Annotated in this window: 13 protein-coding genes; 2 read left to right on the top strand and 11 right to left on the bottom strand. The window is 62.0% G+C overall.

All coding sequences use genetic code 11. The features are described 5' to 3' along the window. Positions 1–33: 33 nt before the first annotated feature. From hflX to IF189_RS02675, 7 genes are all read right to left on the bottom strand, one after another. Entirely contained in the window at positions 34–1,335 is a 1,302-nt protein-coding gene (gene hflX / locus IF189_RS02705) for a ribosome rescue GTPase HflX (protein ID WP_064379099.1), read from the bottom strand. A 12-nt stretch (positions 1,336–1,347) separates the two neighbouring features. Then, positions 1,348–1,608 carry an RNA chaperone Hfq gene (gene hfq, locus IF189_RS02700; RefSeq protein ID WP_007902656.1) on the bottom strand — a complete coding sequence of 87 codons (261 nt, stop codon included), beginning with the start codon at positions 1,606–1,608 and terminating at the stop codon, positions 1,348–1,350. 93 nt (positions 1,609–1,701) lie between these two features. Beyond that, complete coding sequence (gene miaA, locus IF189_RS02695) at positions 1,702–2,673, bottom strand: tRNA (adenosine(37)-N6)-dimethylallyltransferase MiaA (RefSeq protein ID WP_085711156.1); 972 nt, start codon at positions 2,671–2,673, stop codon at positions 1,702–1,704. Continuing rightward, entirely contained in the window at positions 2,673–4,580 is a 1,908-nt protein-coding gene (gene mutL / locus IF189_RS02690) for a DNA mismatch repair endonuclease MutL (RefSeq protein ID WP_192552772.1), read from the bottom strand. The genes miaA and mutL overlap by 1 nt, the downstream gene beginning before the upstream one ends. Then, positions 4,577–5,962: an N-acetylmuramoyl-L-alanine amidase gene (locus IF189_RS02685; protein ID WP_371320912.1), complete on the bottom strand. Its 1,386-nt coding sequence runs from the start codon at positions 5,960–5,962 to the stop codon at positions 4,577–4,579. Before IF189_RS02685 ends, mutL begins: the two co-directional genes overlap by 4 nt. A gap of 51 nt (positions 5,963–6,013) precedes the next feature. Further along, complete coding sequence (tsaE, locus tag IF189_RS02680; RefSeq protein WP_065258770.1) at positions 6,014–6,484, bottom strand: tRNA (adenosine(37)-N6)-threonylcarbamoyltransferase complex ATPase subunit type 1 TsaE; 471 nt, start codon at positions 6,482–6,484, stop codon at positions 6,014–6,016. Further along, positions 6,472–7,971: an NAD(P)H-hydrate dehydratase gene (locus IF189_RS02675; protein WP_192552771.1), complete on the bottom strand. Its 1,500-nt coding sequence runs from the start codon at positions 7,969–7,971 to the stop codon at positions 6,472–6,474. The genes tsaE and IF189_RS02675 overlap by 13 nt, the downstream gene beginning before the upstream one ends. Before the next feature lie 63 nt (positions 7,972–8,034). On the opposite strand from IF189_RS02675, the gene queG reads away from it, so the two are divergent. Continuing rightward, a complete protein-coding gene (gene queG / locus IF189_RS02670; protein WP_134825285.1) occupies positions 8,035–9,114 on the top strand; it encodes a tRNA epoxyqueuosine(34) reductase QueG in 1,080 nt (359 codons plus the stop codon). Here queG and IF189_RS02665 read toward each other — a convergent pair. Together IF189_RS02665 and orn are read right to left on the bottom strand one after the other, a co-directional pair. After that, positions 9,096–9,707 (bottom strand): trimeric intracellular cation channel family protein, encoded by a 612-nt coding sequence (locus IF189_RS02665; protein ID WP_064593093.1) that lies wholly within the window; start codon positions 9,705–9,707, stop codon positions 9,096–9,098. The two genes, queG and IF189_RS02665, sit on opposite strands and share 19 nt — an antisense overlap. Before the next feature lie 145 nt (positions 9,708–9,852). Then, the gene (gene orn, locus IF189_RS02660) at positions 9,853–10,395 is read right to left on the bottom strand and encodes an oligoribonuclease (RefSeq protein WP_065258764.1); all 543 of its coding nucleotides are present in this window, start codon (positions 10,393–10,395) and stop codon (positions 9,853–9,855) included. A 107-nt stretch (positions 10,396–10,502) separates the two neighbouring features. Between orn and rsgA the strand changes: the two genes are divergently transcribed. Further along, positions 10,503–11,534 carry a small ribosomal subunit biogenesis GTPase RsgA gene (gene rsgA, locus IF189_RS02655; protein ID WP_085711151.1) on the top strand — a complete coding sequence of 344 codons (1,032 nt, stop codon included), beginning with the start codon at positions 10,503–10,505 and terminating at the stop codon, positions 11,532–11,534. A 47-nt stretch (positions 11,535–11,581) separates the two neighbouring features. Here rsgA and motB read toward each other — a convergent pair whose 3' ends face one another. Further along, a complete protein-coding gene (motB, locus tag IF189_RS02650) occupies positions 11,582–12,658 on the bottom strand; it encodes a flagellar motor protein MotB (RefSeq protein ID WP_134825284.1) in 1,077 nt (358 codons plus the stop codon). Between the two features lie 3 nt (positions 12,659–12,661). After that, positions 12,662–13,513 (bottom strand): flagellar motor stator protein MotA, encoded by an 852-nt coding sequence (motA, locus tag IF189_RS02645; RefSeq protein WP_114881205.1) that lies wholly within the window; start codon positions 13,511–13,513, stop codon positions 12,662–12,664. Positions 13,514–13,556: the final 43 nt, after the last annotated feature.

The following is a 13,556-nucleotide window of genomic DNA, read 5'->3' as shown; positions in this document are numbered from 1 at the left end:
CTGCCGTTGCGGCACAACCGCTTTTTCAGGCTTTTATTGCAAAGTGTGTTGCTCGATGAACTCCGTCGGCACAACGCCTTCACGACTGACCAGTCGATTGAGCTCCGAGCGCGGCAATCGAATGGCCAGCAAGCTGACACCTTCTTCGTCGTATTCTTCTTTCTGTACCGCGCCCAGCTCGAAGAACTGAGCACGCAGACGCGCAAACCGCTGGGGCAGACGCAAGGTTCCGACAAACAAATCACTGCCCAGCAATTCGGCAATGGCTTGCTCAAGCAATTCCAGACCAGTGCCATCACGCGCCGACAACCAGACCCGTTGAGGCTTGCCGTTTTCGTCGCGCTGGATTTGTGGCTCAACGCCTTCAAGCAAATCGAGTTTGTTATAGACCTCGAGGATCGGCAAGTCCTGGGCACCAATCTCGCCCAGCACCACCATCACCTGCTCGATCTGCAACATGCGATCCGGTTCGGCCGCATCGATCACGTGCAACAGCAGGTCGGAATTGCTCGACTCTTCGAGCGTAGACCGAAATGCCTCGACCAGCTTGTGCGGCAAATGACGAATGAAACCCACGGTGTCGGCCAGAACGATCGGCCCCAGGTCGTCCAGTTCCAGACGGCGAAGGGTCGGGTCCAGCGTGGCGAACAGCTGGTCGGCCGCGTAGACCTCGGATTTCGTCACGTTATTGAACAGCGTGGATTTGCCGGCGTTGGTGTATCCCACCAGAGACACGGTAGGGATATCCGCACGTGAACGGCCGCGACGCGACTGTTCGCGCTGACTGCGCACTTTTTCCAGCCGCCCTTTGATCTGGCGCAGGCGAACCCGCAACAGGCGTCGGTCGGTTTCCAGCTGGGTTTCACCCGGGCCGCGCATGCCGATACCGCCACCCTGACGCTCAAGGTGAGTCCAGCCGCGGACCAGCCGGGTGCTCATGTGGTCAAGCTGGGCCAGTTCGACCTGGAGCTTGCCCTCATGGGTACGGGCGCGCTGGGCGAAAATATCGAGAATCAGACCGGTACGGTCGATCACGCGACACTCGAACACACGTTCGAGGTTACGTTCCTGACTCGGCGTAAGGGTGTGATTGAAGATCACCAGATCGGCTTCTTCGGCGTGTACCAGGTCGCGAAGTTCCTCGACCTTGCCGCTGCCGATCAGGTATTTGGCGGTTGGCCGATGACGCGGTACGTTGAAAAACGCAACGGTCTCGGCGCCTGCCGAATTTGCCAGTTCCTGAAACTCCTGCGGATCTTCGCGCGCCTCAGGGTCCTGTCCATCCAAGTGAACGAGGATGACTCGCTCACCACCACCGTGGCGCTCAAAGAACAAAGGAGACTCCTATCAGGCGTTACCTGGCTCAGCGTCACCTGCTTCGGATTCGGTTGCGCTTGGCAGACGAATTGGACGAACCGGCACGACTGTAGAGATAGCGTGTTTGTAAACCATCTGGCTGACGGTGTTCTTCAGCAGGATAACGAACTGGTCGAACGATTCGATCGTGCCTTGCAGTTTGATACCGTTGACCAGGTAGATGGAAACCCCAACTTTCTCTTTACGTAAAGTATTCAAGTAAGGGTCTTGTAGCGAATGCCCTTTTGACATGTGCCGCACTCCTTTAAGGATTCAATATAAAAAATAGGTAATCAGATGGCTTTTGCCGCCACACCCCCAAGGATAGACGGCAATTGCAAGGACTCAGCTCAATATGGAGATGGTCCCAAGGTATTTCAAGGTGCGTGGCAGATTGTCGCAATCCAGACTGTCGAGCCAGTGCAAATCGTCCCAGCTGCGCAGCCAGGTAAACTGGCGTTTGGCCAATTGGCGCGTGGCGATGATGCCTCGCTCCTGCATTTCGGCCGCCGTCAGCTTGCCATCCAGGTAATCCCAGACTTGGCGGTAGCCTACCGCACGTATAGACGGCAACCCGGCATGCAGGTCACTTCTATTACGCAGGGCTACGACCTCGTCGATGAATCCCTGTTCCAGCATATTTGTGAATCTTTGTTTAATGCGGTCATGCAGTACCTGACGATTTGCCGGAGCAATGGCCAAGTTCGCGACAGTATAGGGCAATTGTTGCCGTCCCGATGCCGCCGCTTCGGTACTTTGTACAGATTGTTTCAGCCGCAGTTCAGTCATGCTCTGACCGCTGACCCGATAAACTTCCAGCGCACGACTCAGGCGTTGCGGATCGTTCGGGTGAATACGCGCCGCCGATTCCGGGTCGATCACTGCCAGTTGTTCGTGCAGGGCTTGCCAGCCAAGGCGTGCAGCCTCTTCTTCGATCTGCGCACGAACCTCGGGATCCGCCGCTGGCATGTCCGCCAGACCTTCGACCAAAGCCTTGTAATAGAGCATCGTGCCGCCCACCAGCAGCGGAATTTTTCCGCGCGCGGTGATTTCGGCCATGGCTTGCAGGGCATCGCGGCGGAAATCCGCAGCCGAATAAGCCTCGGCCGGGTCGAGAATGTCGATCAGGCGGTGCGGATACTCGGCCAGTAGTTCTTTCGATGGCTTGGCCGTGCCGATGTCCATGCCGCGATAAACCAGCGCCGAATCGACACTGATCAGCTCGCACGGCAGCACCTTGGTCAGCTCGATGGCCAGGTCGGTCTTGCCCGCAGCGGTCGGGCCCATCAGGAAAATCGCTGGAGGAAGCTGGCTCATCAACGACCGCGCAGGAACAGTTTGTCCAGATCGTCCAGGCCCAGTTGGGTCCAGGTCGGTCGGCCATGGTTGCATTGACCGCTGCGCTCGGTGTTTTCCATGTCGCGCAATAGGCCGTTCATTTCCGGCAAGGCCAGGCGGCGATTGGCGCGGATCGCGCCGTGGCAGGCCATGGTGCCGAGCAGTTCGTTCAGGTGCGCCTGGATCCGGTCGCTGGTGCCGTACTCCATCAGGTCCGACAGCACGTCGCCCACCAGACGGTTGGCCTCGGCCTGTTTGAGCAGGGCCGGAATCTGCCGGATCGCCAGGGTTTCCGGGCCCAGACGCTGCAACTCGAAACCGAGACGCTGGAACCAAGCCGCATGCTCTTCGGCACAATCGGCCTCGCGCTGACTCACCGCCAGCGACTCCGGCACCAGCAACGGCTGGCCGCTCAAACCTTCGCTGGCCATGGCGATCTTCAGACGCTCATACATGATCCGTTCGTGAGCGGCATGCATGTCCACCAAAACCAGGCCATGGGCGTTCTCGGACAGAATGTAGATGCCCTTGAGCTGCGCCAGTGCGTACCCCAGCGGCGGAATGTCTTCCTGACCGGCCGGCAGCGCGTTGGCATTTGCCTCCGGCAGCGGCGCGAAAAACTCGCGATACGCAGCCTGGGCCTCGGCGGCCGGGACGGCAGGTTGTGGACGCGGCGTGTATTGATACTGATAAGCGCCGCCAGCACTGGCACCCGACGAGGTATTGAACGCCGGTTGTGCCTGCGGCTGCTCCAGCAGCGCATTGGCGGCCAGACGCATTTCACCCTGCGGGCCGAACTCGCCAGCCTCGAGACCGGTTGGCCGCACGACCGCAGTGGTGACCGAACCTGCAAGCTGATCTTCCGGTCGTACATCGCCCAGCGCACGATGCAGCGTGCCATAAAGGAAGTCATGCACCATGCGTCCGTCACGGAAGCGCACTTCGTGCTTGGTCGGGTGCACGTTGACATCGACCGCTGCCGGATCGACTTCGAAAAACAGTGCGAACGTCGGATGCCGGCCGTTGAACAACACATCGCGATAAGCCTGGCGCACCGCGTGGGCCACCAGTTTGTCGCGCACGGCACGGCCGTTGACGAAGAAATACTGCAAGTCCGCCTGGCTGCGGTTGAAGGTCGGCAGACCGACCCAGCCCCACAGGTGCAGGCCGTTGCGTTCGATCTCGATCGGCAGCGCCTGCTCCAGGAAGCCCGAACCGCAGATCGCCGCCACACGCCGGGCGCGGGCTGCATCATCGTGGGCCTCGTGCAGACTGAGGATGGTCTTGCCGTTGTGACGCAAATGAAACGCCACGTCGAAACGCGCCAGCGCCAGACGCTTGATCACTTCCTGCAGGTGATCGAATTCGGTTTTTTCGGTCTTGAGGAATTTGCGCCGTGCCGGGGTGTTGAAAAACAGGTCGCGAACTTCCACCGAGGTGCCGACCGGGTGCGCCGCCGGCTGCACCCGGGGCGCCATGTCCCGGCCTTCGGTTTCGACCTGCCAGGCCTGATCGGCGTCGCGCGTGCGGGAAGTCAGGGTCAGACGCGCCACGGAGCTGATCGACGCCAGTGCCTCGCCCCGGAAGCCCAGGCTCATCACCTGTTCGAGGTCTTCAAGGTTGCGGATTTTGCTGGTGGCGTGACGGGCCAGCGCCAGCGGCAGGTCATCGGCGGAAATGCCGCTGCCGTCATCGCGCACCCGCAGCAGCTTGACGCCGCCCTGCTCGACATCGACGTCGATTCGTCTGGCGCCGGAGTCGAGGCTGTTTTCCAGCAACTCCTTGATCACCGAAGCCGGACGCTCGACCACCTCGCCGGCGGCGATCTGGTTCGCCAGCCGTGGGCTGAGCAGTTCGATGCGGGCTGCGTTCAGAACCTGATTCATTCTTTGGACGCCAGTTCAGTGCCCGGAATGGTCAGGTGCTGACCGACTTTCAGCTCATCGCTGCTGAGGTTGTTGGCACTGCGCAACGTGGCGGCCGACACCTGATAACGCACCGCGATCATCGCCAGGGTTTCGCCGGGGCTGACCCGGTGATCACGTGGCCCCTGAGCGATCTTGCCCGAATCACGCAGCCACGCAATGTAAGTGCCCGGTGGCGGGTTCTGCTGGAAGAACTGACGCACGCCGCTGCTGATCGAACGCGCCAGCGCCTGCTGGTGGCTCGAGGCCGAAAGTTTGTTCGCTTCGTTGGCGTTGGAGATGAAGCCGGTTTCCACCAGAATCGACGGGATGTCCGGCGACTTCAGCACCATGAACCCGGCCTGTTCCACACGTTGCTTGTGCAGCGGCGTGACGCGGCCGATGTTGGTCAGGACCTTCTGGCCGACGTTGAGGCTGGAAGTCAGCGAGGCAGTCATCGACAGGTCGAGCAGAACGCCGGCGAGCATGCGGTCCTTGTCATCGAGGCTGACGTTGCCGGCACCACCGATCAGGTCGGAACGGTTTTCGCTGTCGGCCAGCCAACGGGCGGTCTCCGACGTTGCGCCACGGTCGGACAGGGCAAACACCGACGCACCGAACGCGGCCGCAGACGGCGCGGCGTCGGCGTGGATCGAGACGAACAGGTCGGCGCCTTTCTTGCGGGCGATTTCGGTACGGCCGCGCAGCGGGATGAAGTAGTCGCCGGTACGGGTCAGTTCGGCGCGGAAGCCTTTCATGCCGTTGACCTGACGTTGCAATTCACGAGCGATCTGCAGCACCACGTCTTTCTCGCGCTGACCGCGTGAGCCGGACGCACCCGGGTCTTCGCCGCCGTGGCCGGCGTCGATCACCACAATGATGTCGCGTTTGCCGGCCGGGGCCGGAGGCAGTTTGATCGCAGGCTCGGCCGGGGTTACCGGAACGGCCGGAACAGTGGCGACCGTCGGTGCCGGAGCCGGTGTTGGCGGCGGGGCGGCATCGGCCGGGTTATCGAACAGGTCGACCACCAGACGGTTGCCATACTGCGCGTTCGGCGCCAGCGAGAAGCTTTTCGGGGTAACGGCTTTCTTCAGGTCGATGACCACCCGCAGGTCGGTCGGCGTACGCTGGGCCGAGCGCATGGCGGTAATCGGTGTGTTGGCGGTGGAGACTTTCAACGGCGCGCCAAGGGTTGCGCCATTGATGTCGATCACCAGTCGGTCCGGTGCCGTAAGGGTGAAGACGCTGTGTTGCACCGGGCCGGTCAGGTCGAACACCAGGCGCGTGTTGTCCGGCGCCCGCCACAGGCGCACGCTGTTGACCTTCGTCTCGGCCACAGCGTTGACGGTTACTGCCATCAACATCAGTCCAGCGGCAGCCACCAACGCGCGAAAGCGCATACCTAACCCCATCATTTATTTGGATTCCAACGCCAAAGCGGCACACCAGGCCTCGCCACGCGAGCCCTGGGACAAAATAGTCAGCGAACGCCCGCTGTCTTGCGGGCTAATGGTAATGGTCAGGTCAGGCTTTGGCAAAAAGCCTGCACCTTTATCGGGCCACTCGATCAGGCACAGGGCGTCGTCTTCGAAATAGTCGCGAATGCCGAGAAACTCCAGCTCTTCCGGATCGACCAGACGATACAGATCAAAGTGGAAGGCCCGAATGTCACCGATCTCGTAGGGCTCGACCAACGTGAAGGTCGGGCTTTTCACCGCACCGACGTGCCCCAGCCCGCGAATGATGCCCCGCGACAGCGTGGTTTTGCCCATGCCGAGGTTGCCCTCGAGAAAAATCAGACCATGGCCGCCGGTCACCCGGGCGATTCGTGCGCCAAAGTCGCTCATCGCCTGTTCATCGGCCAGGTACAGGGTTACTTCAGACACGGTGCATGCTCCTCCAACAACTGACGAATGGCTGGAATCAGATCACTGGCCGCCAGCCCACGGCCGAATTTACCTTGTTGCGCCCCGGCGTTGGCGTGCAGCCAGACCGCCAGGCACGCTGCATCGAACGCATTCATTCCCTGAGCCAGCAATGCACCGACCAGCCCGGCCAGCACATCGCCGAGGCCCGCAGTAGCCATCGCCGGATGGCCTTGATGACACAACGCCAGACGCCCGTCGGGATGGGCGATCAGACTGCCGGCGCCCTTGAGTACCACCACCGCTGTGTATTTTTTGCTCAATGCCAATGCGGCGCCCGGCCGATCAGCCTGTACCTCGGCGGTGCTGATCCCCAACAATCGCGCGGCCTCCCCCGGATGCGGCGTGATCACACAATCCTTGGGCAAACTGACGAAACCGGAGGCCAGCAGGTTCAATGCGTCGGCATCCCACACCTGCGGCAGCGGCGCATTGGCGGCGGCCGACAGCAGCGCCCGGCCCCAACTCGCCTGTCCCAGCCCCGGGCCGACCACCAGCACGGAAACCTTTTCCAACAGTCCCATCAACTGATTCGCCGACGAAGTACCCAGCGCCATGGCTTCCGGCACCCGGCTCAATGCCGCCGGGACATGTTCCGGACGGGTCGCCAGCGACACCATCCCGGCCCCACTGCGCAAGGCGCTTTCGGTACTGAGCAGAATCGCCCCGCCAAAGCCGTGATCGCCACCGATCAACAGGACATGGCCAAAACGCCCCTTGTGCGCAGCCGGCGCCCGGGCCGACAGACGCGGCAGATTAGCGGCGTTGAGCCGGCGGGCGGCGACGGCAATGTCACTGTAAGTTTCCGCCGGCGCTTGCAGATCGTTGAACAGCAGGTCGCCGACGTGATCCGCCGCGTCCCCGGTAAACAGGCCAAGCTTGAGACCGATGAAGGTCACCGTGAGATCGGCACACACCGCCCGGCCCAGCGCATGGCCGGTGTCGGCACACAGGCCGGAAGGGATATCGACCGCCACCACCGGCAGGTCGCTGGCATTGATTGCCTCGATCGCAGACAAGTACGGCTCGCGCACCTCACCACTCAGACCGGTGCCGAGCAGTGCGTCGACAAGAATCCCGCGCAACTCACCAGAAGCAGTCCACGCAGCAATCGCAACGCCTTCGGCCACCGCCTCGGCATGCGCCAGGGCCGCATCACCCTGCAGTCGTTGCGGATCGCCGACGGCCAGCACCTGCACCGCCCAACCTGCTCGACGGGCCAGAGCAGCGATCAGATAACCATCGCCGGCGTTGTTGCCGTGGCCGGCCAGCACCGTCAGTTCGTTCGCCGAAGGCCATTGGCGTACCAGTGCGCGCCAGGTGGCATGGGCGGCACGCTGCATCAATTCGAAGCCCGGCGTACCGGCGGCAATCAGCCGTGCGTCGAGTGCCCGCACCTGCGCGGCGCGGTACAGCGCGTCGGGTAATTGATCTTTAGTGTGCGGCATGCGTCTTCGGGCTCCGATGTCTGGCAGAATTATACGCACCTCAGCTCCGGTTTCTCTCGCCTCATGTCCGCCATCACCACAGATCTTCCCGCCCTCGCCCAATCCATCAAGGACTGGGGCCGCGAACTGGGCTTCCAGCAAGTCGGCATCAGCGGTCTGGACCTGGCCGAGCACGAGCAGCACCTGCAACGCTGGCTCGAGGCCGGCTACCACGGCGAAATGGATTACATGGGCGCCCACGGCAGCAAACGCTCGCACCCGGAAGAACTGGTGCCGGGCACCTTGCGCGTGGTGTCCCTGCGCATGGACTACCTGCCGGGCGATACGCAAATGGCGCAATTGCTGGCAAAACCGGAAAAAGCCTACATCTCGCGTTATGCCTTGGGCCGCGATTATCACAAGTTGATCCGTAAACGCGTGCAACAACTGGCGGACAAGATTCAATCCGAAATCGGCCCGTTCGGCTTCCGCGCCTTCGTCGACAGCGCCCCGGTGCTGGAAAAAGCCATCGCCGAGCAGGCGGGCCTGGGCTGGATCGGCAAAAACACCCTGGTGCTGAACCGCAAGGCCGGCAGTTATTTCTTTCTCAGCGAACTGTTCGTCGACTTGCCGTTGCCGGTGGATGAACCCCACAGCACCGAACACTGCGGGCGCTGCACCGCGTGCCTCGACATCTGCCCGACCAACGCCTTCGTCGGCCCGTATGTGCTGGATGCGCGACGCTGCATTTCCTACCTGACCATCGAACTGAAGAACGCCATCCCCGAAGACCTGCGACCGCTGATCGGCAACCGGGTGTTCGGCTGCGACGATTGCCAGATCTGCTGCCCGTGGAACCGCTTCGCCCGCCCGTCCGGCGAAAGCGATTTCAAGCCACGGCACAGTCTGGATAACGCCGAGCTGGCCGAGCTGTTTCTGTGGGATGAAGACAAATTCCTCAGCAGCACCGAAGGCTCGCCACTGCGCCGCGCCGGCTATGAGCGCTGGCTGCGCAATCTGGCGGTGGGATTGGGTAATGCACCATCGAGCATCCCGGTACTGGAAGCGCTCAAGGCACGGCGCGAATACCCGTCAGAGCTGGTGCGCGAGCATGTGGAATGGGCGCTGAAACAGCACGCCGACCGTCAATGTTCGTCGTTATAAACGAACTTCGGCATTTCCCAATGGAAGCGAATCGCCAACAGCCGCAATAGAAAGCCACCGAACAGCGTGATCAGAATCGCCTGCTCGCTCGGCACGTTGAGGAACAGGCACAGCATGTAACACCACGCTGCGGCGAACGAGACGCTGGCGTAGAGTTCACGGCGGAAGATCAGCGGGATGTCGTTGCAGAAGATGTCGCGCAGGATGCCGCCGAACACCCCGGTGATCACGCCGCTGACCGAAGCCACCAGCATGCCGTGGCCCATTTCCAGGGCGGTCATGCAGCCGATCAGGGTGAACGCCACCAGACCGACGGCATCGAGCACCAGAAACAGCGAGCGCAGATGGCGCATCCAGCGGGCGGTGAACACGGTGATCATCGCCGCGACCGTGGTCAGCACCAAGTATTCCGGGTGTTTGACCCAGGTCAGCGGGTAGTGCCCAAGCAGCACGTCGCGCACCGAACCGCCGCCCAATGCCGTGACGCAGGCGATCAGCACCACGCCGAACCAGTCCATGCCGCGACGGCCCGCAGACAGGGCGCCGGTCATGGCTTCGGCAGTAATGGCGACGAGGTAGAGCATCAACAACATGGTGGCGATCCTGGCAGGAAGGCGCGCAGTCTAGCCATTTCAGGGCGGCACCAGAAGTGCGTTTTGCTGAACGTCTGTGACGAGGGGATCTGGCTGCTGCGCAGCCAGGCGGGAGCAAGCGCCCTCGCCACAAAGGTCGCCGATCTCAGAACTTGATGAAATGCTTGCGGTAGTGCTGCAGCTCGGCGATGGACTCGCGGATGTCGTCCAGTGCCAGGTGAGTACTGCCCTTCTTGAAGCTGTCGCGCACGTCCGGCGCCCAGCGCGCGGCCAGCTCCTTGAGGGTGGAAACGTCGAGGTTGCGGTAGTGGAAGTAGCTTTCCAGCGACTTCATGTGGGTATAAAGGAAGCGGCGATCCTGGCAGATGCTGTTGCCGCAGATCGGCGACTTGCCCTTCGGTACCCACTTCTCGAGGAAAGCGATGGTTTCGGCTTCAGCTTCGGCCATGCTCACGCGGCTTTCGCGCACACGCTGGGTCAGGCCGGAGTTGCCGTGGGTGCGAGTGTTCCACTCGTCCATGCGGGCGAGCACTTCGTCGCTGTGGTGGATGGCGATCACCGGGCCTTCGGCCAGGGTGTTCAGGTCACTGTCGGTGACGATGGTGGCCATTTCGATGATGACGTCGTTTTCCGGATCCAGACCGGTCATTTCCAGGTCGATCCAGATCAGGTTCTGCGGGTTTTGCATATTTCGGCTCCTAGGCAATGCTGCGCAGTTTAGCCTAGGGCGGTGCCCGGGCGTGCTAAACTCGCGGCCGTTTTACCTAATCGCTGCATTCTTCAGACGGAACACCCATGGCCAAACGCCAACTCAATCGTCGTCAAAACTGGCGCATCGAAAAGATTCAGGGCGAGCGCGCCGCCCGCGCCGCCAAACGTGAGTCCTCGGCTGTCGAGGCGCTCGAAGGCGGCGACCTGGGCCCGGAACAGCACGGCCTGGTGATCGCCCACTTCGGTGTGCAGGTCGAGGTCGAGGCCGTTGACGGCGAACTGGCCGGCCAGGTCTTCCGTTGCCACTTGCGGGCCAACCTGCCAGCGCTGGTGACCGGTGACCGTGTGGTCTGGCGCGCCGGCAACCAGGGCATCGGCGTGATCGTCGCACAACTGCCGCGTACCACAGAACTGTGCCGCCCGGACAGCCGAGGCCAGCTCAAACCGGTGGCCGCCAACGTCGACATGATCGTCATCGTCTTCGCCCCGCTGCCCGAGCCCCATGCGAACCTGATCGACCGCTATCTGGTCGCGGCCGAGCACGCAGGCATCCGTCCGTTGCTGCTGCTGAACAAATTCGACCTGATCGACGAACAGAACGCCCCGGCGCTGAACGCGTTGCTGGCGGTATACCGCACTTTGGGCTATCCGGTGCTGGAAGTGTCGGCGCACCACGGCAACGGCATGGAGCAATTGCAAACGCTGCTCGACGGACGCATCAGCGTATTCGTCGGTCAGTCCGGTGTCGGCAAGTCGTCGCTGGTCAACAGCCTGCTGCCGGACGTCGAAACCCGTGTCGGCCCGCTGTCCGAATGGTCCGGCCAGGGCACTCACACCACGACCACTGCGCGGCTGTTCCACTTCCCCGGCGGCGGTGAACTGATCGACTCCCCGGGCATCCGCGAATTCGGCCTGGGCCACGTCAGCCGTGCCGATGTCGAGGCCGGTTTCATCGAGTTCGACGACCTGCTCGGCACCTGCCGCTTCCGCGACTGCAAGCACGACCGCGAACCGGGTTGCGCCCTGCTCAAAGCTCTGGAAGACGGACGCATCCAGCAACAGCGGATGAACAGCTACCGCTCGATCATCGCCAGCCTTCCCGAAAACGGCTACTAAGCAGCCAGACACAAAAAAGCCGACATCACTGTCGGCTTTTTTGTGGGTCACTGCTTCGGCGCGGGAGCCGGTGCAGGGGCCGGTGCAGCAGGCGCCGGGGCTGGCGCCGCGCTGCCCGGCTCGGCCGGTTTCGGCAGCGGGTCGTCGAACAGATTCAACCGTTCACGCAGCTCGTGCGCAGGCACTGGCTGCTGATCCGCCGGCAAGGCGTTCGGGTCGACCGGTTTGGCCGGATCGGCGCCGTTCTGCCCTTCGGCCGGTTTCGCCGGCTCAGCACCTTGCGAACCTTCGATGGCGGCCTGGGCCTTCTTGGTCAGCACCACGATGTCGATACGGCGGTTGACCGGGTTGAACGGGTTCTCCTTGTCGAACAGTGCCGACGAGGCGTAACCCACCACACGAGCCACTTGGCCGTCCGGATAGCTGCCCGCCACCAGCGCACGCCGGGCGGCGTTGGCACGGTTGGCCGAAAGCTCCCAGTTACCGAAGTCGCCGGTGCCGGTGTACGGCTTGGCATCGGTGTGACCGCTGATGCTGATCTTGTTCGGCACCGCTTTGATGGTGTCGGCCATGGCCAGCAGGATGTCTTCGAAGTACGGCTTCAGGCGTGCAGAACCTGAGTCGAACATCGGCCGGTTCTCGGCGTCCATGATCTGGATGCGCAAGCCATTCGGCGTGATCTCGAACAGGATCTGGTCCTTGAATTTCTGCAGTTGCGGGTTCTCGTCGACCTTGTTCTGCAGTTCCTGCAGCAACAGTTCCAGACGTTCCTTCTCGACCTGCTCGGCCATGCCTTCAACCTGATCGGTGTCGACCGTGACCTTGTCCGGTTGCGGCTGAGACTTCACTTCAGGGTTGAGGGTGTTTTCCGGCGCCAGGGTCGGCGTACCGCCCAGGTCGATGATGTACGGCGTACCGCTCTCGGAGAAGCCGACCGGGTCCTTGAAGTAGCCGGCAATGGCGATCTTCTGTTCCGGCGTTGCGGTGGACAGCAGCCACAGCACCAGGAAGAACGCCATCATCGCCGTCGCGAAGTCGGCGAAGGCGATCTTCCACGCTCCGCCGTGATGCCCGCCACCGTAGCGCTTGACGCGCTTGATGATTATCGGCTGGTTATTTTCCATGACTTAGCGACCGCGAACCGCTTGTTCCAGCTCGGCGAAGCTAGGACGGTGAGCCGGGTACAGAACCTTGCGCCCGAATTCCACGGCCAGCGACGGCGGCATGCCGGAAGCCGAAGCCACCAGCGAAGCCTTGATGGCTTCATAAACGTTGAGTTCTTCCTTGGCATCGTGAGCCAGGGAGTGCGCCAGCGGGCCGAAGAAGCCGTAGGCCGCCAAGATACCGAAGAAGGTACCGACCAGTGCCGCACCTACGTGCAGACCGATGGACTTCTGGTCGCCCTCGCCCAGCGACGCCATGGTCACCACGATACCCAGTACCGCCGCGACGATACCGAAACCGGGCATGCCGTCGGCAATGCCGTTGACCGCGTGGGAAGGATGCTCCAGTTCTTCCTTGAGGCTGTACAGCTCCATGTCGAACAGGCCTTCGAGTTCGTGCGGCGCCATGTTGCCGGACGACATGATGCGCAGGTAATCGCAGATGAACGCGGTCATGCGTTCGTCTTTCAGCACCGCCGGGTACTTGGCGAAGATCGGGCTCGCAGCGGCATCTTCGATGTCGCCTTCGATGGCCATCATGCCTTCACGGCGGCTCTTGTTGAGGATTTCGTAGATCAGGCCGAGCACTTCCAGATAGAACGTGTGGCTGAAACGCGAGCTGAACATGCCCAGGGATTTCTTGAGCACGTGCATGGTCATGTAACCGGGGTTGGCCTGGAGGAATGCTCCGAGTGCCGCACCGCCGATGATCATCACCTCGAAGGGCTGGATCAGGGCGGCAATCTTGCCGTGGGAGAGCACGTATCCGCCGAGCACGCTCGCGAATACGACGATGATGCCGATAATTTTAGCCATAGGTAGAAAGTACTTACTTAAGTCGGGTTCAAGGTCATATTCG

This window comes from Pseudomonas sp. IzPS59, assembly GCF_014863505.1.
In the GTDB taxonomy this organism is placed as follows: domain Bacteria; phylum Pseudomonadota; class Gammaproteobacteria; order Pseudomonadales; family Pseudomonadaceae; genus Aquipseudomonas; species Aquipseudomonas kribbensis.
The sequence above is the reverse complement of the archived record's forward strand: the minus strand, read 5'-3'. Positions and strand labels throughout refer to the sequence as shown.